This is a genomic window from Sagittula sp. (genome assembly GCF_052825245.1).
The window spans coordinates 98,902-119,440 of sequence record NZ_JBRBWD010000026.1 but is presented as its reverse complement, the minus strand read 5'-3'; the positions used below and the strand labels follow the sequence as shown (position 1 = coordinate 119,440).

18 protein-coding genes are annotated in these 20,539 nt (G+C 67.2%); 8 read left to right on the top strand and 10 right to left on the bottom strand.

Translation table 11 applies throughout. The features are described 5' to 3' along the window. Positions 1-54: 54 nt before the first annotated feature. Positions 55-1,056, bottom strand: coding sequence for a TRAP transporter substrate-binding protein DctP (dctP, locus tag ACU0DV_RS09770; protein ID WP_100930293.1), 1,002 nt, complete (start codon positions 1,054-1,056; stop codon positions 55-57). A gap of 180 nt (positions 1,057-1,236) precedes the next feature. Between dctP and ACU0DV_RS09765 the strand changes: the two genes are divergently transcribed. Then, a complete protein-coding gene (locus ACU0DV_RS09765; RefSeq protein WP_283980276.1) occupies positions 1,237-1,947 on the top strand; it encodes a GntR family transcriptional regulator in 711 nt (236 codons plus the stop codon). 63 nt (positions 1,948-2,010) lie between these two features. Continuing rightward, positions 2,011-2,772 (top strand): HpcH/HpaI aldolase family protein, encoded by a 762-nt coding sequence (locus ACU0DV_RS09760; protein ID WP_446242267.1) that lies wholly within the window; start codon positions 2,011-2,013, stop codon positions 2,770-2,772. 161 nt (positions 2,773-2,933) lie between these two features. Here the strand turns inward: ACU0DV_RS09760 and ACU0DV_RS09755 are convergent, their stop codons facing one another. Genes ACU0DV_RS09755 through ACU0DV_RS09725 form a run of 7 tightly spaced genes read right to left on the bottom strand, consistent with a single transcriptional unit; the run spans position 2,934 to position 10,617 of the window. Next, the gene (locus ACU0DV_RS09755; RefSeq protein ID WP_100930290.1) at positions 2,934-4,052 is read right to left on the bottom strand and encodes a substrate-binding domain-containing protein; all 1,119 of its coding nucleotides are present in this window, start codon (positions 4,050-4,052) and stop codon (positions 2,934-2,936) included. A 42-nt stretch (positions 4,053-4,094) separates the two neighbouring features. Next, positions 4,095-5,084 (bottom strand): ABC transporter permease, encoded by a 990-nt coding sequence (locus tag ACU0DV_RS09750; RefSeq protein ID WP_446242266.1) that lies wholly within the window; start codon positions 5,082-5,084, stop codon positions 4,095-4,097. Further along, complete coding sequence (locus ACU0DV_RS09745) at positions 5,081-6,067, bottom strand: ABC transporter permease (protein WP_446242265.1); 987 nt, start codon at positions 6,065-6,067, stop codon at positions 5,081-5,083. Before ACU0DV_RS09745 ends, ACU0DV_RS09750 begins: the two co-directional genes overlap by 4 nt. After that, the gene (locus ACU0DV_RS09740; RefSeq protein ID WP_446242264.1) at positions 6,064-7,584 is read right to left on the bottom strand and encodes a sugar ABC transporter ATP-binding protein; all 1,521 of its coding nucleotides are present in this window, start codon (positions 7,582-7,584) and stop codon (positions 6,064-6,066) included. Before ACU0DV_RS09740 ends, ACU0DV_RS09745 begins: the two co-directional genes overlap by 4 nt. After that, positions 7,581-8,441, bottom strand: a complete 861-nt coding sequence (locus ACU0DV_RS09735; protein WP_446242263.1) for a sugar phosphate isomerase/epimerase family protein — start codon at positions 8,439-8,441, stop codon at positions 7,581-7,583. The genes ACU0DV_RS09740 and ACU0DV_RS09735 overlap by 4 nt, the downstream gene beginning before the upstream one ends. Then, positions 8,426-9,556, bottom strand: a complete 1,131-nt coding sequence (locus tag ACU0DV_RS09730) for a Gfo/Idh/MocA family protein (RefSeq protein WP_446242262.1) — start codon at positions 9,554-9,556, stop codon at positions 8,426-8,428. The genes ACU0DV_RS09735 and ACU0DV_RS09730 overlap by 16 nt, the downstream gene beginning before the upstream one ends. Before the next feature lie 2 nt (positions 9,557-9,558). After that, positions 9,559-10,617 (bottom strand): sugar phosphate isomerase/epimerase family protein, encoded by a 1,059-nt coding sequence (locus tag ACU0DV_RS09725; protein WP_446242261.1) that lies wholly within the window; start codon positions 10,615-10,617, stop codon positions 9,559-9,561. Between the two features lie 133 nt (positions 10,618-10,750). On the opposite strand from ACU0DV_RS09725, the gene ACU0DV_RS09720 reads away from it, so the two are divergent. From ACU0DV_RS09720 to tcuB, 4 genes are all read left to right on the top strand, one after another. Continuing rightward, positions 10,751-11,755 carry a LacI family DNA-binding transcriptional regulator gene (locus tag ACU0DV_RS09720; RefSeq protein ID WP_446242260.1) on the top strand — a complete coding sequence of 335 codons (1,005 nt, stop codon included), beginning with the start codon at positions 10,751-10,753 and terminating at the stop codon, positions 11,753-11,755. A 281-nt stretch (positions 11,756-12,036) separates the two neighbouring features. After that, entirely contained in the window at positions 12,037-12,720 is a 684-nt protein-coding gene (locus ACU0DV_RS09715; protein ID WP_446242259.1) for a GntR family transcriptional regulator, read from the top strand. Beyond that, positions 12,717-14,111 carry an FAD-dependent tricarballylate dehydrogenase TcuA gene (gene tcuA, locus ACU0DV_RS09710; protein ID WP_446242258.1) on the top strand — a complete coding sequence of 465 codons (1,395 nt, stop codon included), beginning with the start codon at positions 12,717-12,719 and terminating at the stop codon, positions 14,109-14,111. Before ACU0DV_RS09715 ends, tcuA begins: the two co-directional genes overlap by 4 nt. Continuing rightward, on the top strand, positions 14,101-15,156 hold the full coding sequence (gene tcuB, locus ACU0DV_RS09705; protein WP_446242257.1) for a tricarballylate utilization 4Fe-4S protein TcuB: 1,056 nt from the start codon (positions 14,101-14,103) through the stop codon (positions 15,154-15,156). The genes tcuA and tcuB overlap by 11 nt, the downstream gene beginning before the upstream one ends. Before the next feature lie 252 nt (positions 15,157-15,408). Here the strand turns inward: tcuB and ACU0DV_RS09700 are convergent, their stop codons facing one another. Further along, complete coding sequence (locus tag ACU0DV_RS09700; protein ID WP_446242256.1) at positions 15,409-16,350, bottom strand: YihY/virulence factor BrkB family protein; 942 nt, start codon at positions 16,348-16,350, stop codon at positions 15,409-15,411. Between the two features lie 394 nt (positions 16,351-16,744). Between ACU0DV_RS09700 and ACU0DV_RS09695 the strand changes: the two genes are divergently transcribed. Next, positions 16,745-17,506 (top strand): phytochelatin synthase family protein, encoded by a 762-nt coding sequence (locus tag ACU0DV_RS09695; RefSeq protein WP_446242255.1) that lies wholly within the window; start codon positions 16,745-16,747, stop codon positions 17,504-17,506. A gap of 228 nt (positions 17,507-17,734) precedes the next feature. Here ACU0DV_RS09695 and ACU0DV_RS09690 read toward each other — a convergent pair whose 3' ends face one another. Beyond that, positions 17,735-19,156, bottom strand: coding sequence for an aminotransferase-like domain-containing protein (locus ACU0DV_RS09690; RefSeq protein ID WP_446242254.1), 1,422 nt, complete (start codon positions 19,154-19,156; stop codon positions 17,735-17,737). A gap of 111 nt (positions 19,157-19,267) precedes the next feature. Between ACU0DV_RS09690 and ACU0DV_RS09685 the strand changes: the two genes are divergently transcribed. Then, positions 19,268-20,398: an MFS transporter gene (locus ACU0DV_RS09685; RefSeq protein ID WP_446242253.1), complete on the top strand. Its 1,131-nt coding sequence runs from the start codon at positions 19,268-19,270 to the stop codon at positions 20,396-20,398. Positions 20,399-20,539: the final 141 nt, after the last annotated feature.

Sequence of the window (20,539 nt, the reverse complement as noted above, 5' to 3'; positions counted from 1 at the left end):
CCTCCGGTCGATCCGGTCCGGCGCGGCGGCGGGCACCGCGCCGTGAAGTCCGGATCAGTTCCCCAGTGCGTTCACAGCGTCCAGAACGCCGTCCGGCCAGCTCGCGGCCATATCGCTTTCGAGGTATGCCTTCTGCACCGCCTCGCGGAACGCGGCGACATCGGGCTCGTAGACGTCCAGCCCCTGCTCTTTCAGGAAGGAAACCAGCTCATCTTCCTTGGCAAGCTGCGCGGCGCGGCCGGAGTCGGCTGCGGCCACGGCGGCCTCGGTGATCTGGGTCTGCTGCTCGGGCGTCAGGTTGTTGAAGGTCTCGGCCGACAGCGCGATGAAGTTCCAGTCAACCAGGTGCGAGGTCAGGGCGATCTGCTTGGTGACTTCGTAGAACTTCGCGTCCACGACGGTCGGCAGCGGGTTGTCCTGGCCATCCACGGCGCCGGTCTGCAGCGCGGTGTAGACCTCGGTGAAGGCCATCGGCGTCGGGTTCGCGCCCAGTGCGCGGCCGAGGAACTGCCATGCGTCCGAACCCGGCATCCGCAGGTTCACGCCGGACAGGTCAGCCGGGGTCTGCACATCAAGCTCGTCGCGGCTCTGGCGCAGGTTCACCTGACGACGGCCAAGGTACATCGGCGCCAGCAGGACGACGCCCAGCTCTTCCTCGACCTTCTGCTTGAAGGGGTCCATCAGCGGGTCGTTGAACACGGCGACCTGGTGCTCGGCGCTCTGCAGGACGTAGCCTGCCGCGAAGATCGACCATTCCGGGAAGAACGTGGCCAGTTCCTGCGCCGAGGTGATCGACATCTCGAGGTCGCCGGAGGCGATGGCCTCAAGCTCGGTCCCCTGCCCGAACAGCGTGCCGTTCCAGTGCGGCTCGAAGTTGGCGAAATCGGAAACTGCCGGACCGAAGACTTCGGTGAGCGCGATCGCGCGCTGGTCGGTCTCGGAGTTCACGCCCGACAGGCGAAGCTGCACCTTGTCCTGTGCGAAAGCACCGGTGGCGGTTACGGCAAGTGCGGTGGCCGCTGCCAGAACGGCGCGGCGGCTCAGATTGAACGACATCGAAGATCCTCCCAAATTCGACCAGACCGGTATGCGCCTCCTGCGCATCCGAATCCATCGCTAACGGTGGTATCAACCGAAACCGATCCCGTAAACAGAAATCGATTTTAGATGCCGTGATCGTTTTTCCTTCCCAAATCCGTGAACGCTGATGTAAAGCCTATGGGACAGGAGGAGAGCATGTCGACAACGGAATGGGCCAGCCGGCCCAGGGGCAAGCCAACTATTGCCGGCCGGATCGAAGCCCGGCTGCGCCATGACATCCTGCACGGCACCCTCGCCCCCGGCAGCCGCCTCAGCCTCGACAAGCTGCGCGAGGAACTGGACGTGGGCCTTTCCCCCCTGCGCGAGGCGGTGACCCGTCTCGTCTCCGAGGGCCTCGTCGAAGTGGCCCCCCAGCGCGGTTACCACGTCGCTCCCATCTCCATAGCCAATTACACCGAGGTCGGCGCATTGCGTGCGGAACTCGAACCTTACGCGTTGCGCCGGTCGATTGCCAATGGTGGACTCGACTGGGAAACCGATGTCATGGCCGCGCTATACCGCGTGAACCACACCCAGCGCGACGCCAACGATGCCCGCAGCCGGGCCGAGTGGGAGGCCGCCAACAACGCCTTCCATCTTGCGCTGATCGCCCGTTGCGACATGCCCCTGCTGCTCAGGACCCACGCCATGCTGGTCGCCTTCAACGACCGCTACCGCAACATCTATTCCGAGGCGGTGACCGTGCAGCGCGACGTGGTCGAAGAGCATACCGCCATCGCCCAGGCCGCCGTCGCCCGCCGCGCCGACGAAGCCGCCGAGATACTGGAGCTTCACATCACCCGTTCGGTGGAGATACTGGTCGGCCACATCAAAAAAAATATGCTTCCCGAGGCCCCCGGCGCCTGACCTCCGCGGTCGCGCCTGCCCCGGGCCGTCCGGACCGCGTGCCATCCCCAAGGAGTTTCCCGAATGGACCTGCCCAAGAACCCCTTCAAGGCCGCGCTGCGCGCCGGTCAGCGCCAGATCGGCCTCTGGCACACCTTCGCGAATCCCGATGTGGCAGAGCTGATGGCGACCTGCGGCTACGACTGGATCCTGATGGACACCGAGCATTCGCCCGCCGGCCCGGCCGAGGCGCTGGCCTTCCTGCGCACCGTCGCGCCCTACCCTGTCACCGGCGTAGTCCGACCGGCCTGGAATGACCCGGTCGAGATCAAGAAGATGCTCGACGTGGGCGCCCAGTCGCTGCTGATCCCTTACGTGCAGACGCCGGAAGAGGCGCGCGCCGCCGTGGCGGCCGTCACCTATCCGCCGAAGGGCATCCGTGGCGTGGCCGGTGTGACCCGCGCCACCCGCTACGGCTCCGTCGAAAAATACGCGGAGCGCGCCAACGAGGAAATCTGCCTGCTGGTGCAGGTGGAGACCCGCAGCGCACTGGAACAGATCGAGGAGATCGCCTCCATCGAGGGCGTTGACGGCGTTTTCATCGGCCCCGCCGACTTGGCCGCCAGCTTCGGCTATCCCGGTCAGCCCTCCCATCCGGAGGTCAAGGCCGCGATCCTCGACGGGTTCGCCCGGCTGAAGAAGGTGGGCGTGCCCGGTGGCATCCTGTCGCTCGACGATGGCCTGCTGCGGGATTCGGCGGAGGCCGGCGCGCAGTTCCTCGCGGTGGAGATCGACAGCACGATGATCCGCAAGGCCGCGCTCGCCCGCCGCGCCGACTGGTCCTGAAAACGCCGCCCGGCGGGACTGTCAGACACAAGAACGCCGCTCCTTGTCGGAGCGGCGTTATCCGTTCATCAGCCGCGATCACACACACCACCAATAAAAACGCCGCCCCGTCGAACTGCGGGGGCGGCGCCTGTCTCCTGTCAAAGTGTCAGGTCAGCGGATCATTCGCCGCCCCAGGCCTCCGGGTAGTTCTCCATGCTCTCGCATCCGCACATGGCGTAGTGCAGCGGCGGCATCGCCGGGTTGACGTATTCCGAGAGGTTCTCCTCGGTGATCGCCGGTTGCGGCAGAACCCATTCCGGCCCGGGCAGCGCCTCGCCCTCGATCACGCGCGCGGCGGCGATGATCGCGGTGCGCCACTGGAACGTGGGATAGGTCGGCGCGATGGCCTTCAGGCCCTCGTCCTGCCACTTGCGCAGGAAGTCCTGCTGGTCTTCGCCCACGAACACCGGGATCTCGTAGCCCGAGTCCTCGAATGCCTCGATGGCCGCCACGGCGGTCGCGCCCGCATCCATCCACACGGCGTCGATGTTGCCGCGCATCAGGTAGTCCTCGACGATGGACTTGGTCTTCGCATTGTCACCGTCGGTGAACTCCGCGCCGACGATGTTCATGCCCGCCTCTTCAAGGATGCGGCGCCCGGCGGAATAGCGCGTCTCCAGCACGTCCACACCCGGCAGGATGCGCAGCATCAGCACGTCAGAGCCCTCTTCGAGCTGGCTCGCCACGAACTCCGCCCCCTGGATGCCGAAGCCGTAGCCGCCGACGGGATGGATGAAGGTCACCGGGCAGTCGGTGTTCACGCCGCGGTCGAAGACGATGACCGGCATCGCCTCGCAGGCACGTTCCACCGCGGGCGTCAGCGCCGCCGTGGTGTTCGGCGAGACGATCATCACGTCGCAGTTGCCGCCCGCCAGCAGGTCGTCGATGTCGGCGATCTGCTTGTCGTCGGACCCTTCCGCGTCCACATGCACGAAGTCGCCGATCGATTCGTGGTTCAAGAGCTCCTGGTTCATGTTGGTGAAGCCCACGACCCGCCACGGGTTGTTGACCCCCGCGTTCGAGAAGCAGACCGTCGCCGGCGCCTCCAGTCCGAGGTCCGCGGTCTCGACCATGCTGTCGCCGATGTACTGCAGCCAGGGTTGATCCTCGGGGCCGCTCGGCGTTGCCTGAAGCTGCTCGCGCTGCTTGGCGAATTCCTCGGGGTCGTCGAAGTTCTGGGCGTGCACGGGCGCAAGGCTCAGCGCCAGGATGCCGGTTGCCGTCAGTAGCAGTCTCATTGTTTTTCCTCCCAGTCGGTTCGGCCCGCTCCCCGCAGGCCATCAGGTTCCCGTGCGTCTCCTCCGGTGCATCGCCAGCGCCACCGCCGCGATCAGGATCAGACCCTGCACCACCTGCCGGACGGGTTGCGGCAGGCCAAGGAAGTTCAGAAGCGTGAAGATGGCGGTCAGCGCCAGCGCCCCGCCAAGCGCGGCAGGCACGGAGCCGCGCCCGCCCAGCAGCTGCGCGCCGCCAAGGACGGCGGCGGTGATCGCCTCCAGTTCGTAGCCGGAGCCCACGTCGATCGACACGCCCGCGAAGCCGCCGAGGAGGATCCCCGCGATGGCCGCCGAGAGGCCCGACAGCATGAAGGCCGTGATCCGCACCCGGTTGACCGGGACACCGGCCAGCCGCGCAGCGACCGGGTTGTCGCCGATGGCATGGACCATCCGCCCAAGGTTGGTGCGATGCATGAGCCACGCCAGCACCCCCACGACGACCACAAGCACGATGACCGACACCGGGATGAACCGCACCAGCGGCACATCGCGGATCAGCTCCCTTCCGAAGAAACGGAAGGTGTCAGGCAGGTAGCCGCGCGGCGCCCCGCCCGACCACATGAAGGCCAGTCCGTTCAGCGTGATCATCGTCCCCAGCGTGGCGATCAGCGACGGCACCCTGAGGAAACAGACGATGGCGCCGTTCACCGCGCCCACACCCAGCCCCATGCAAAGCATCAGCGGGATGACCCAGTAGGTCGCCGCCGGGTCGTTGTCGGTCAGCATCGACGACCCAACGACCACCAGCGTGATGAGCGAACCGACCGATAGGTCGAAGCCGCCCGAGACGATGACATAGACCTGCCCGGCGGCAAGGATCGCCAGCGGCGCGGCACGCTTGAGGAAGTTCATGTAGCCCGTGGCCTCCGCAAAGCCGGGGTTCATGAAGACGATGGCCACGATCAGCGCCGCCAGCAGGAACCACACCGGGTTGATCTGCGGCAGGCTGCGACGGCGCTTGCGTCCGGGGCCAGTGGCGCTCTGGTCCGTCATGCTGCAATCCTCTTCGACCGGATGGCGTAGAAGGCGACGGCAGCGACGATGATGATCCCGCGCAGCACCTGCTTGGCGAAGCTGTCCACCCCGGCGATGTTGAAGGCGGAGTCGATCAGCGAGAAGATCAGCATTCCCGCCATCGTCCCCCAGACCCCGCCGCGCCCGCCCGCCAGCACGGTGCCGCCGATCACCACCACCGCGATGCTCTCGAGGTCATATACCCCGTCCGCACCGATCCACGGCGCGCCCGACCGCAGGCGGCTGGCAAGGTAGAGCCCGGCGATGGCCGCGCAGACCGAACAGATGATATGGCTGGCCACGACGACACGTTCGGTCTTGATCCCGGCGAAGCGGGCCGCCTCCTCGTTGCCGCCCACGGCGTAGATGTCGGACCCGAACTTGGTGAACCGCAGCACCGCCCAGGCCAGCACCGCCATCAGCGCAAGGAAGATCAGCGCGAAGGGCACCGCGCCGATCTGGCCGTAGGCGAAGATCTGGAAAGCGGGCGGGACGCTGCCCGCGAAGTTCGACACGAAGGCCGACAGGCAGCCCTGGATGATCAGGCTCATGCCCAGCGTCGCGATCAGCGGATTGACCTTCAGGCGGCTGACCACCAGCCCGTTGAGCAGCCCCACCAGCGCGCCCAGCAGCAGCGCGGCCAAGACGGCGGGCAGGATCATCGCAGGCGAGCCGTCCATCACCACCGACGCCAGCACCGCCGTCGCCGAGATCAGGCTCGCCACGCTCAGGTCGATGGAGGCGACGAGGATGGTGAAGGTCTGCCCGATGGCCGTGATCCCCAGCGCGATGGACCGCCCGAGGATCGCGATCAGGTTGCCGAAGGACAGGTATTGCGTCTGGTCCGTCGCGACCGCCACGATCACGTAGATCACGAAAGCGCCGACCAGCAGGATCAGCGGCGCCCAACGTTCGAAACGGAAACCCGTGCGGGCCGGAGGGGCGTCGCTTGCAAGGCTCATGCTGCACGCTCCCCGCCGCCGGTCTCTCCGGTCGCGGCGTGCATGATCTCCTGCTCGGAGGGTCCGTGGGCGAACTCGGCGGCGATCCGGCCCTCCTGCATGACGAGGATGCGGTCGGCGGCGCCGATCACTTCCGGCAGGTCCGACGAGATCATCAGGATCCCCGCCCCGCCGCGCGCCAGTTCGCGCATCAGGTGGTAGATGCCCGCCTTGGCGTTCACGTCGATGCCGCGCGTCGGTTCGATGAAGATCAGCAGTTTCGGGCGCATCGACAGCCAGCGCGCGACGATGGCCTTCTGCTGGTTGCCGCCGGACAGTGCGCGGATGTCCTGGTCGTAGGAAGCGGCGCGGATCTCCATCCGGTCGAGCAGGTCGTCGATCCCGTCCAGGTCCGCCTGCCGGGTTCGCTTGTGGCTCGACCAGAGGGGCGCGAAGGCGCGCGGCGTCAGCATCGCGTTGTCGCGGACCGACTGCATCAGCACCAGCCCCTCGCTCTTGCGGTCGCCGGGCAGCAGGCCGACACCGGCCTCGATGGCCTCGCGCGGGGAACGGAACGCCACCCTCTTGCCTGCCAGCGTCACCTCGCCCCGCTCGAACGGCTCCTGCCCGAAGAGCGCCAGGGCCAGCGCGACGCGACCCGCCCCCTGGATACCGGCCAGCCCCACGATCTCGCCTGCGCGAACGGTCAGGTCGATGTCGTGCAGCACCGCGTTGGAGCCGCCCGAAACCGTCAGCACCGGCGCGCCGATCTCCGCCTCGGTGGCGGGCGGGGCATAGAAATCCTCGATGTCGCGGCCGACCATGGCGTGCACGATCGCATCCGGTGCGGGCACCGTATCGAACCGCGCGGCGACCTCCCCGTCCTTCAGCACGGTGACCCGGTCGGCCAGCCGCGTGATCTCGCGCATGCGGTGGGTGATGTAGATCACCGCCACGCCCCGCTCCCGCAGGCGGTCGACGGTAGCGAAGAGCTCCTCGCATTCCGCCTCGTTCAGCGCGGCGGTGGGTTCGTCCATGACGATGACCCGCGCGTCGTAGGACACGGCCTTGGCGATCTCGACCATCTGTTGCGTCGCCACGTCGAGTGTGCCGACCGTCCGGTCCGGGTCGATCCGCCCGCCGGTGGCAAAGAGGTCGAGCACCTTGCGGGTTTCGCGGCGCATCTTCGCCTCGTCGATCAGGCCGAACCGCCCGCGCGGTTCCCGCCCGAGGAAGAGGTTCTGCGCCACGGTCCTCTCCGGCAGCAGCGAAAACTCCTGGTAGATCACCGCGATCCCGGCGCGCAGCGACTCCACCGGGTGCACGAAATGCACCGGCGTGCCGCTTAGCCGGACCTCGCCCGCATCCGCATGATAGACGCCCGACAGGATCTTGATGAGCGTCGACTTGCCCGCCCCGTTCTCGCCCACCAGCGCCTGCACCTCGCCCGCGCGCACGTCGAAACTGACGTCCGACAGCGCCTTCACGCCCGGGAAGGTCTTGGTGATGCCCTTCATCTCGATGACGGGGTCGGTCATGCGGCCTCCCACGTCCTGCGGATGAAGTCGTGCGACTCCGAGAACAGCGTCTCGAAATCCGGGAACAGCGGGCGCCAGACCCGCGTCGCGGCGGCCAGTTCCGGCACGCCCGCGCCGAAGGCCTCCAGCACCACCGGGCCGTCGAAGCTGGTCTCCTTCGCGGTGCGGAACACGGCGGCAAAGTCGATCTGCCCGCGCCCCGGAATGCCCCGGTCGTTTTCAGAGACATGCAGCACGTGCATAGCGTCGCCCAGCATCCGGATCGCGCCCGCCTGATCGTGCTCCTCGATATTGGCGTGGAAGGTGTCGTACATGATGCCGAACGCCGGGTGCCCGACCGCATCCACGTAAGCGCGCGCCTGCTCCATGGTGTTCAGGAAGTAGGTCTCGAACCGGTTCAGGTGCTCCAGCGCCAGCACGTAGCCGTTGCGCCCGGCGCGTTCGGCCATGGCGCGGTGCGCCTCGGCCCCGCGGGCAATCTCTGCCTCGGTCGGGCCCTCGCCGGTGAAATGCGCCATCGGCGCGTGGAACGGCCCGCCGACCGTCTCGGACCCCAGCGCCTCCGCGCAGTCCTGTATCCACGACAGGTGATCCAGCCCGCGCCGGCGCACCGCCGGATCGTCGGACAAGGGGTTCGCGTCGGGATCCGGCACGATGGACGTCTGCGCGCGGCCCAGACCCAGCCTCGCCAGCCGCTCGCCCAGCCAGGCGTAGTGCGACGGGTCGCCATGCATCACCGGCACCTCGACATGGTCATAGCCGATCTCCGCGATCCGTTCGATCAGCGGCAGGTGGCTCTCGTCGATATGCCCGCCGAGGCACAGGAGGTTGATCCCGAGCTTCACGGCGTCACCCACACGCTGTCGTCCCGCGCCGAGCGCAGGCAGGCGTCGATGAAGCGCATCCCGTCCAGCCCGTCCTCGATGGTCGGATACAGCAGGTCGCCCGGCACGGCCTGTCCGGCGCGGCGGGCGTGGATCGCCCGCGCCGCTTCGGAATAGATCGTGGCAAACGCCTCCAGGTAGCCTTCCGGATGCCCGCCCGGCACGCGGCTGACGGCGGCATTGGCTTCCGTAGCGCCCGCACCGTTGCGGGTCAGCAGGCGCTTGGGCTCTCCCAGCGGCGTGTACCACAGGTAGTTCGGGTCCTCCTGGCACCACTCCAGCCCGCCGCGCTCTCCGTAGATCCGCAGTTTCAGAGCGTTCTCGTTGCCGGGCGCGACCTGGCTGCACCAGAGCATCCCCTTCGCGCCGCCCTTCCAGCGCATCATGACATGGGCGTTGTCGTCCAGCGTGCGGCCCGCTCCAAAGGCATGCAGGTCGGCGGCCAGACGGTCGACCGTCAGACCCGACACGAAACAGGCGAGGTTGTAGGCGTGGGTGCCGATGTCCCCGATCGACCCGCCGCCGCCGGAGCGCGCCGGGTCCATCCGCCATTCGGCCTGCTTGCCCTCGGCCTCGCCCGCCATCCAGTCCTGCACGTATTCGACCTGCACCAGCCGAAGCGCCCCCAGCGTGCCCTCTGCCACCATCTGCCGCGCCTGCCGAACCACCGGGTAGCCGGTGTAATTGTGGGTCAGCACGAAGAGCGCGCCCGACGCCCGAGCCACCGCCGCCAGATCCTCGGCATCAGGCAGCGTGGAGGTCAGGGGCTTGTCGCAGATCACGTGGATGCCGCGTTCCAGAAACGCCTTCGCTGCCGGGGCGTGCACGTGGTTCGGCGTCACGATGGCCACCGCCTCGATGCCGTCCGCCCTGCCCGCCTCGGCCTCTGCCATTCCCTCGAAACTGCCGTAGCTGCGCGGCAGGCCAAGCGCCTCCGCGCTGGCATGGGCCTTCTCCGGAGTGGCGCTGAGCGCCCCGGCCACCAGTTCGTAATGCCCGTCGATGCGGGCGGCGATGCGGTGAACGGCCCCGATGAAGGCGTCCGCACCGCCCCCGACCATCCCCAGCCTGATCGGCGCCTCGGCCATCCTCAGCCCTCCAGTCCCAGCATCCGGCGGTTGGCCGCGTCATCCGCCCCGCCGTCCGCGAAATCGTCGAAGGCACGCTCCGTCACGCGGATGATGTGGTCGCGGACAAAGGCCGCCCCCTCGCGCGCCCCGTCTTCGGGGTGTTTCAGCGCGCATTCCCATTCGACCACGGCCCAGCCGTCGAACCCCTGCGCCGTCAGCTTCGAGAAGATGGCCCCGAAATCGACCTGCCCATCGCCGAGGCTGCGGAACCGGCCCGCGCGGTCGACCCACGACTGGAACCCGCCATAGACCCCCTGCTTGGCGGTTGGCGTGAACTCCGCATCCTTGACATGGAACATGCCGATTCGCTCGGCGTAGGTGTCCAGATGCGCCACGTAGTCGAGGCATTGCAGTACGTAATGCGACGGATCATACAGCATCCACGCGCGGCCATGGCCGTTCACCCGTTCCAGGAACATCTCGAAGCTGATGCCATCGTGCAGGTCCTCTCCCGGGTGGATTTCGTAGCAGATGTCGACGCCGCAATCCTCGGCGTGGTCCAGCAGCGGACGCCAGCGCGCCGCCAGCTCGTCAAAGGCCGCCTCCACCAGACCGGCAGGACGCTGCGGCCAAGGGTAGACATAGGGCCAGGCCAGCGCGCCGGAGAACGCCCCCAGCGCCGTCAGGCCGAGGTTCTTCGACGCCGTCAAAGCCATCCTGACCTGCTCCACCGCCCAGGCCTGCCGCGCCTTGGGGTTGCCCCGCACGGACCCGTCGGCAAAGCCGTCGAAGGCGATGTCATAGGCGGGATGGACAGCCACAAGCTGGCCCTGCAGGTGGGCCGACAGCTCCGTCACCGTGATGCCGTTCTCTGCCGCGCGGCCCTTGAAGGTGTCGCAATAGTCCCGTGATTCCGCCGCCTTGGCGAGATCGAAGAGCCGCTTGTCCCAGCTGGGCACCTGCACCCCTTCGTAGCCGCAATCGGCCGCCCATCTGGTGATGCTGTCCCAGTCGTTGAACGGGCGTTCGTCCGACGCGAACTGCGCCAGGAAAAGGGCCGGACCCTTGATCGTCTTCATGTTTCCTCCCGCCGCCGCGACAAGATTCGCGGCGTCCTCCCGGTGGCTATGAAAACGATTACATCAAAGCGCGACGCAAATTGCAAATGTAAATGTAATCGATTAATCAAATGACGGTATCGAAGGGGACCTCATGGCTGGCAGAGTGCGTATCGTCGATGTTGCATCGCTGGCCGGGGTGTCGACGGCGACCGTCAGCCGCGCCCTCTCCTCCCCGGAAACCGTCGGACAGGAAACCCGGCAGCGGGTCATGGACGCGGTCCGCGCCACCGGCTACCGGATCAACTCCGCCGCCCGCGATCTGAGGCAGCGCCGCGCCCGCTCCGTCCTGATCCTCGCGCCGAACCTCGCCAACACCTACTTCAGCCGGATCTTCGCGGCGATACAGGAAGAGGCCAGTTCCGTCGGGCTGACCGTGCAGATCTCCGACAGCCGCATCGGCCGGGACAAGCTCGTCTCGCTCGGCTACGACGGGCGCGCGGACGGCATCGTGCTGCTCGACGGCACCATCGACCCCAAGGTCGTCAACGGCTGGAACCTGCCGCTGATCCAGCTCAGCGAATGGAACGACGCCTATGACGCGCCGCGCCTCGTGCTCGACAACCCCGGCGCCGCGCGGCTGGCCGTCGACCACCTGGCGAAGCTCGGCCACCGCAGGCTGCTGCACGTCAGCGGGCCGGAGGACAACATTCTCGCCCAGACCCGGCGCGACGGCTTCCTCTCTGCCACCGGCGAACTGGGGTTGAAGCCGCAGGTCCTGCAGGGCGATTTCACACTTTCCTCGGGGACGGAGGCCGCCCGGCGCTGGTCCGACCTCCCCCGCCGACCCACCGGCGTCTTCTGCGCGTCGGACGAATGCGCCTGGGGTTTCATCTCCGAATGCGTGCGGCTGGGGTTCTCCGTGCCGGGGGACGTCAGCGTGGTGGGCTTCGACGACATCGACTTTGCCGCGCATTTCCTGCCCGCGCTGACCACCCTGCGCCAGCCCCGCGAAGAGATGGGCCGCATCGCCGCCCGCCAGATCATCCGCATGATCGCGGGCAGTGCGGCAGAGGGCGGACAGGATGACGACATGCCCGGCGAACTCATCGTCCCGAAGCTGGTCGTCCGCTCCACCACCGGCCCCGCCGCCGGCTGAGCGCCGCACGATCCGGCCTACGCCGCACGCCGAAAGGGCAACGGCGCGGGATCAAGCGGCACCGTTGGCACTTCCCTCGATACCCCCTACCGGCAGGAAAACCCTCGGACCTACCGGCCTTTTTGGCCACCGCCTACACCCAAGGAACCCGCCGCGCGGCCTGGAGCCATCAAGCCCTGGCCAATGCGGCCACTGTTTGCGCAAACCCCACGCCGGAACCTCTTGACGCCATTTTGTATGCACGCGTATACACGCGCATGCAAAATGGGACGGAGACCGGGATGACCACTGAAGATGACAACACCCCGCAGGGCAACGCCGCCTATGCCCGCCTGCTGACCGAGCTGCGCGAAGGCCGGCTGAACCCCGGCGACCGCCTGCGGGAGACAGAGCTGGCTGACCGGCTGGGCATGTCCCGCACCCCGGTCCGCGAGGCGATCCGCCAGCTCGAAGCCGACGGCATCGTAACCCATGTTCCGCGTCAGGGCGCGACGATCCGGACGCTGGATTACGCGGAGGTCATGGAGCTGTACGAGATGCGCGCCGTGCTCGAAGGCACCGCCGCGCGGCTGGCGGCACGGGCTGCCTCGGATATCGAGATCGAGGAGCTGATCGACATGAACCAGCAGATGGCGCAGCTGGGCAACGCGCCGGAGGCCTTCGTTCTGAACCGCCAGTTCCATGCCGCGCTGCTCGACGCCGCCAAGAACCGCTTCCTCGCGCGGTCGATCCACACGCTTCAAAAGGCACTTATGATCCTTGGCCCGACGACGCTGACCGAACCGGACCGCGCCGCCAAGGCGGTGGAGGAACATTTCGGCGTGCTCGACGCGATCAGGGCCCGCGAAGGCGCCCTGGCCGAAGCCGCCATGCGCGCCCACATCGAGGCGGCCCAGAGGGTGCGCGTGCGTGCCCTCCGCGCCCTGCCCGACCGCACCCCCGGCTTTGATGGAGACCTCTTGTGACCCGGACCGAGGACACCCCCGACATCGTCGTCATCGGCGGCGGCAATGCGGCGCTTTGTGCTGCCATCACCGCGGCCGAGGCGGGCGCCCGCGTGCTGATCCTCGAATCCGCGCCAAAACCCTATCGCGGCGGCAACTCGCGCCACACCCGCAACTTCCGCTGCATGCACCACGGGCCGCTCGGCCCGCTGGTCGACAGCTACACGGAAGAGGAATACCTCGCCGACCTGCTGAAGGTCACCGGCGGCAAGACCGATGAGCATCTGGCCCGCCTCGCCATCCGCACCTCGGAGGACTGCCTGCCCTGGATGGAGGCCCACGGCGTCCGCTTCCAGCCGTCCCTCTCGGGCACGCTGTCTTTGGCGCGCACCAATGCCTTCTTCCTCGGTGGCGGCAAGGGGCTGGTCAACGCCTACTACCGCACCGCCGAACGTCTCGGCGTGCAGGTCAGATACGAGGCCGCGGTCACCCACCTCGACCTCGACGACAACCGCATCGCCTTCGTCGACTACACGCAAAACGGCGAAACTCACCGCGTCACGCCGAAATCCGTCGTCGTGGCCTCCGGCGGGTTCCAGGCAGACACCGACTGGCTCGCCCGCGCCTGGGGGCCCGCGGCGAAGAACTTCCTGATCCGGGGCACGCCATACAACCGCGGTGTGGTGCTGGCGGACCTGCTGCATCAGGGCATCGAACAGGTGGGCGACCCGACACAATGCCATGCCGTGGCCATCGACGGCCGCGCGCCCAAGTTCGACGGCGGCATCGTCACGCGGCTCGATTGCGTGCCCTTCTCCATCGTGGTCAACAAGGACGCGCAGCGGTTCTACGACGAGGGCGAGGACGTCTGGCCCAAGCGTTACGCGATCTGGGGCCGGCTGGTGGCCGCGCAACCCGATCAGGTGGGCTATGTCATCATCGACGCCAAGTCGCTGAACCTGTTCATGCCGTCGGTCTTCCCGCCGATCAAGGCGGACACGCTGGAGGAACTGGCGCAGAAGATGGAGCTGCCCGCCGACGCGCTGGCGCAGACCGTGGCAGAGTTCAACGCCGCCTGCGGCGACACGACGAACTTCCACCCCACCGAACTCGACGGCGTGTCGACCACCGGGATCACGCCGCCCAAGACCAACTGGGCGCGCCCCATCACCGAACCGCCGTTCTACGGCTACTCGCTCAGGACCGGCGTGACCTTCACCTATCTCGGGCTGAAGGTCGACGAGAACGCGCAATGCGCCATCGGCAACCGCCCTGTCACCAACCTCTGGGCCGCGGGCGAAACCATGGCCGGGTCGATCCTCGGCCAGGGCTACCTCGCCGGTTTCGGCATGACCATCGGCACCGTCTTCGGACGCATCGCAGGCAAGGAGGCCGCCGCCCATGCAAACTGATCTGCTCCAGGAAGCCCGCCGCCAAGCCGAGATCTGCAATGCCTGCCGCTATTGCGAAGGCTATTGTTCGGTGTTCCCGGCGCTCCATGCCGAGCGCGCCTTCAGCGACGGCGATCTCACGCAACTGGCGAACCTCTGCCACAACTGCCGCGGCTGCTACTATGCCTGCCAGTACACCGCCCCACACGAGTTCGACCTCAACCTGCCACAGGCGCTGGCCAATGTCCGGCAGGACAGCTGGGAAGACCTCGCCTTCCCGCAGGCGGCAGGGCGGGCATTCCAGAAGAACGGCGTGCTGATCGCCGTGGCGACCGTCATCGGCTTCGCATTGCTGTTCTGGGCGGCACGCGCACTGGCGGCGCAGGGCGGCGAAGGCTTCTATGCCGTGCTGTCGCACAACACGATGGTGGCGATCTTCCTGCCCGCCTTCCTCTTTCCGCTGGTCAGCATCGCGATCAGCCTCTGCCGTTACTGGCAGCGGGTCGGCGCCGGGCCGTTCCGGACTGCACATCTGGTCAAGGCTGTGAAGCAGGCTGCCAACATGAGGAACCTCAAGGGCGGACACGGCGACGGCTGCAACTTCGAGGACGAGGACCGCTTTTCCCACGCCCGCCGGATGGCGCATCAGGCGGTGATGTACGGCTTCCTGCTGTGCTTCGCTTCGACCAGCGTCGCCACTGTGATGCACTACGCGCTCGACATGCCCGCGCCTTACGGCCTCTTCTCCCTGCCGAAACTGCTAGGGATCTCGGGCGGTCTCCTGCTGGTGCTGGGCTGCGCCGAGATGATCCGGCTGAAGCTCCGGTCCGACCGGGCGCTCGGCGCGACGCAGGCCTTCGGGGGAGAGGTCGCCTTCGTCGGGCTCCTGGGTTTCGTGGGCCTCAGCGGCCTGCTGCTCTACGCCCTGGGTCAGACCGGCGCCATGCCGCTCCTGCTGGTCCTGCACCTCGGCGCGGTCTTGGCCTTCTTCCTGCTGACCCCGTTCACCAAGATGGCCCACGGCTTCTATCGTCTCACCGCCCTCGTCGTCGACGCGCAGCGTTGAGGCCTGGCGCGACTTCAGGCGCACCATCATCCCCCGCGGGGCTCCCCATCCGAAGCGATGGCCGGGAGCCCCGTATCATGGTGCCCGGCACGGCAGTTGGCGCGCCCGGTGAAACCGCTCGCCGCCGTCCGGAGACAGACCGGTTGGCCCGCAGGCGGCGCGCATGAATGTAGGTGTGCGGTCCGAAGCATCGAAAGTCACCCAACATCAAGGCATGGCCAGACCCGGCAGGCCGGCACGAGGAGCGGATACCTAAACCTCGCCCCGCATGGCGCGCGACAGGCGCCGTATGCGGATTGCGCGGTTGAGTTCGCCGCCAAAGATCAGAACAAGCGCCGCCAGATACAGGAAGTAGAGCGCCGCGATGATCCCCGCGAGGCCGCCGTAATAGCTCGCGTACGTGGCGAAATGTCCGAGGTAGAACGAGAACGCCACGGTCAGCGTGATCCATGCGCCGACCGTGAACAGCACGCCGGGGTAGATCGACGAGAACCGCGTGCGCCGGGCGGGCAGGAAGACATGCGCCAGAAACAGCGACGAGACGAGGATGAGGGCAGCCGCCGGATACCGCACGAAGCGCACCGTGACAGAGGCCGGATCGAACCCGGGAAACAGGACGTGCAGCCACGACCCGGCGCGCGGGGCCAGCACGAGAAGATATCCGACCAGCACCAGCACCAGACTGGCGATCACCACCATCAGGGCCATCAAGGGATAGAGGACGTACCACGCCCGGGTCTCGCGCACCCCGTAGGCACGGTTGAGCCCCATCCGGACGCCATCGACTCCGCCGAGGGCGAACCATACGGTCAGCAGGATGCCGACCGACAGGACACCGCCGCGCTGGACCGTCATCACCTGCCGCACCTCCGCGACGATCGGTTCGATCAGCGTGGGCGGGACGATGGCGATGAGAAACGAGATGAGGTCTTCGGCCATGCTCTGATTGCCGACGAAGGCGGTCAGCGACGACGTGAAGATCAGGAACGGGAAGACAGCCAGAAGCACCCGGAAGGCCACGTTCCCGGCCAGCCCGAAGGCATCGTCGCTCCAAAGCCGCAAACCGGCCTCGCGCAGAACGCTCCAGACGGCGCGCCAACCGGTCCCGCGCAGCAGGCCTTCGGGGTTGTCGGTGACGATGCCGTGGGTGATGACGGCGTCCCGACCCGGTTCGGTCGGCGTACGTTCAGCCATGCGGCGTCCTTCTCTTCTGGCCGGGTGTCTGCCCCTGTTGCGGTGGGCGGGCCGAGGCACCTTCCGCCAAAGCACGTCGGGATGCCAGCATTGGATCAGGATGCCCCCACCCGCAATCCGAGATGTATCGGACTTTCGCCCGGCATCCAGACAGGGTTGGAATTCCATTGCGAATGACCGTTCAGGTGCGGACACGCTGCGGCACCCGTCACCCCGTCGAGGAACTGCCAGAGAACGACAACTGGGCAATTCACCAAACGAAGCTCAGGGGGCGCGGGCCAATACCGGTTCAGTCCTCGGCAACGTCCACCGCCACGCCGCTAGGCAATCCGCGTTGACAGCTTTCAGGCCGGTGATACTGCTTGCTTATCTGTATTCTCAGGACATCTGACGCATGACCCCTTTTACCATTACCCGGGCAGCCCTTCTTTGCGGTGCGGCCCTCTGCGGTTCTTCTTCTGCCATGGCCGACGAGGCCGCCCCCAAGCTCGGCCCCAATGCCACGCCGCTCCCCGCCGAAACGGACTATCTGCGGCAGAGCCCTGCCCCGGATTACTGGGCGTTTTCCGCTTTCGTGAAACCTCAGTTCACCACGTCGGCCTGTTCGATTGCCTCTGTCACCGCCGCCGTCAACGGCTTGCGCGGTCTCCCGGCAAATGCTGAAGATACCGTGCTGACCCAACCGGCTTTGCTTGAGCAGTTGGGCGATGCCACATGGGCCGGGCTTTCGGCAGAGGGCGGCGACGGGGTGACCTTCGACCAGTTGGCGGAGTTCACCGGCAAGACGCTCACGGCCCTTGAGATGACCGATTACAAGGTGGAGACGTTCAAGCCCGCCACAGCCGATGACGCGACCCTTGCCCAGTTGCGCGAGATGCTGGCTGCCAACGAAGAATCCGCGGAAGATGTGCTGCTGCTCTACTTCAATCAGGGCGTGATCACCGGCGACTGGGATGGGCCGCATGTCTCGCTGATCGGGGCCTACAACGCCGCCGAAGACCGGGTGCTGATCCTCGAGGTGGATCAGGAATGGTACATCCCTTACTGGACCCAAGTGCCGGTTCTGCTGGAGGCGATGCAGAAACCGACCTCAGCCGAGCACGGCGTTCTGGAAGGCGAAACAGGCGGCTTCGTCCACGTCAAGCGCGGCGGCTAGCCCCCGTCGGAGCGCGACTGCCGGGGCCGGAACGGGACTGGCTCAGCCATAGTCCCGGATGTCAGGCATGGACCACGAGTGGCGCACGGCTGAGTTGGCGTGCGCCGCCCGTGCCGCGCGATCGCACGTACGCTCATGACTCTTCCGACGAAATTTCATCGCCTTGATCCCCCGGCAACGCCTTCTCCGCCCGGGCCTCCCCGACTTCGTTGCCGTCGCCTTTCCGGATCACGACCGCATTGCGTTCTGAGCGCCCGTCAGCCTCCGCAGGTCGTCGATGACCGAAGTTCCCAGCATTTGCGCCACGTTGAACCTCATGCAGGCACCGGCGCTGCGTGACACGCTGAACGCGTTGCCCGGGGCAAGCACGATCCCGTCTTCCCAGGCGGCCCGCGTCAGCGCCGTACCGTCCACGCCATCCGGGAGCCGGCACCAGAGAAACGCCCCGGCCTCCGGTTCGTGCCAGGGAATGATGCCGATCTCCGCGAGTTGCGGGATCAGCGCGCTCCGCGCCGCCGCCAACCGGGTCCGCATGCCCTGCACGTGCCGCCGGTAGCTGCCCTCTTTCAGCAGATGCACCAGCAACTGGGCCGAAAGCGCGCCCCCACCGAAGGACGTGGCCAGTTTCAGATCTACGAGCGGGTCGATCCACGCCGGGCGCGCCGCGATGTAGCCGCAACGGATCGAGGCCGAGAGCGTCTTCGAGAAGCTGCCGATCTGGATGACCCGCTCCAGCCCGTCGAAGGCGGCCAGCCGCGGAGCCGGACGATCCTCGAAATCGGCGAAAATGTCGTCCTCGACGATCAGCAGGTCATGCGCCTCGGCCAGCCGAAGGATGCGGTGACAGGTGACGGGCGAGATCACCGTGCCGGTCGGATTGTGGGGGCCGGAATTGGTGATGTAGAGCCGTGGCCGGTGCTCCTTGAGCGCGGCTTCGAAGGCGTCGAGGTCGGGTCCGTTCGGAGTACGCGGCACGCCTATGGCCTCGACCCGGTGGGCACGGAAGAGCGCGAGGAAGTTGAAGTAGCACGGATCGTCGATCAGCACCTTGCTGCCGGGTTCAAGCAGAAGCCGGCAGACGAGGTCGAGCGCCTGGGTCCCGCTCTCGGTCAACATGATCTGGTCCGGATGCGCCTCCACGCCACTGTCGGCCATCCGCACGGCCAGCAGGTTGCGCAACTCGGGAAGGCCCAGCGGCGTGCCATACTCCGTCAACCCCGCCTCCGGCGACCGGGCCAGGCTGCGCAGCGCCCGCCTGATCTCCTCCTCCGGCATCCAGCTGCTCGGCAGCCAGCCACAGCCCGGGTTGGCGCGGATGCGCCGGCCGTCGAGCGCCTGCCGGGTGATCCTCAGCGGGTCGATCTCCCGCGCCACCGCCGGGCCGCTGTCGCTCAGCGAAAAGGGCGGCAGATGGGCGGCCACGTAGAACCCGGAGCCGCGGCGCGACTGGACCACGCCTTCGGCCACCAGCCGGTCATATGCCTCGACAACCGTCGAGCGCGAGACGCCAAGCTGATCGGCGAGATGTCGGATCGAGGGCAGCCTGCTCCCGGGCGCGGCCTTGCGTCCGGCGATGCGGGTGCCGAGGACGTCCATGACCTGCTCTACGAGGGTCTGGCCATCGATCCGGGAAAGCGTCGGCCCATCCATGTGTACTGCCCATCCGATCAATACAGTTTGGCGGAACTGTACCGCACTGTCCCTGTCGGGACCAGCCCTCCACCGACAGTGTGGCCTGGACGTACCGCCATTGAGGATCACATGCCCCGCTTTTCCGTTCCCATCCTTGCGCTTTGCCTCTTCGCCGTGACCTTCGCCGTCAATCTGCAGGCACCGCTCTACCCCGCCTATGTCGCAACCAGCGGACTTGGCGCCACGGCGGCGACCCTGGCCTTTGCCGCCTATGTCGCGGGCCTCATGCCGACCCTGATCTTTCTCGGCGGCCTCTCTGACAGGATCGGGCGCAAGGCTCCGCTGGTCTGCGCGCTGCTGCTGAGCGGCGGCGCGACGCTGCTGCTGGCCGTGTCGCCCGGATGGGTGCAACTGGTCATCGCGCGGGTCCTTCTCGGCACCGGGACTGCGCTCGCCACCACATCCGGCACCGCCTACATGACCGAGTTGATGGGCGAGCCGCGGGCAAAGCAGGCGGCGCTCGTGGTGACATCGGCCACCTCCCTCGGTTTCGGCGGCGGGGCACTTGCTACCGGCCTCAGCCTGATGGCCCAAGGCCCGAGCTTTGTGCCCGCCAGCTTCCGGCTCCTGCTGCTCGCGGTTCCCCTGCTGGTGCTGTCATGCCTCGCCCTGCCGCGGGCATGGGTGCCGCGGCGCGTGTCGATGCTGCGCCTTCCGGTCTTCCCCGAAGGCAGCGCGCCCTATGGCATCGCGATAGGGCTGAGCTGGGCCTCCACGGGGATGACCATCGCCGTGGTGCCGCTTTTGCTCGACCGTCAGGGGCTTGGCGCATGGTCCGGGCCTGTGATCTTTCTCGCGCTCTTCGTGGGCTTTCTCTGCCAGCCGCTGGCACGGCGCATGAGCAACCCGCGCGCCCTGCGCCTCGGGCTCTGCCTGATCCCGCTGGGATTTGCGGGTCTGCTGGCCGGGGCCGCCCTGCAGTCGATTCCGCTGATCCTCCTGGGCACGGGTCTTACCAGCGCGTCCAGCTACGGCTTCACCTACCTGTCCGCGCTTTCCGAGGTCTCGATGCTGGCGCCCGAGAACCGCGCACGCGCCACCGCCGGTCTCTTTGTCTACGCCTATTGCGGTTTCTCCGTCCCGGTGATCGCTGCCGGCGGTCTGGCGGATCGGATCGGCGTCGTGCCGGCCATGGCCGTGTTCTTTGGCGTGCAGCTTGCATGTCTGGCCGGGCTGGTCATCGCGCAGCGAGGCCGGTAAATGAGACAGTCCGGGACCACGCATTCGGGCGTGACATCAAGCTCGTCTGCATGACGGCCCCCGCCCTCTCGGCCCTTGCTGCAAGCTGCCATGAAGGGTCGTTTCGTGGACGCTCTTCCGCAGCGACCGAGTTCAGCGGAG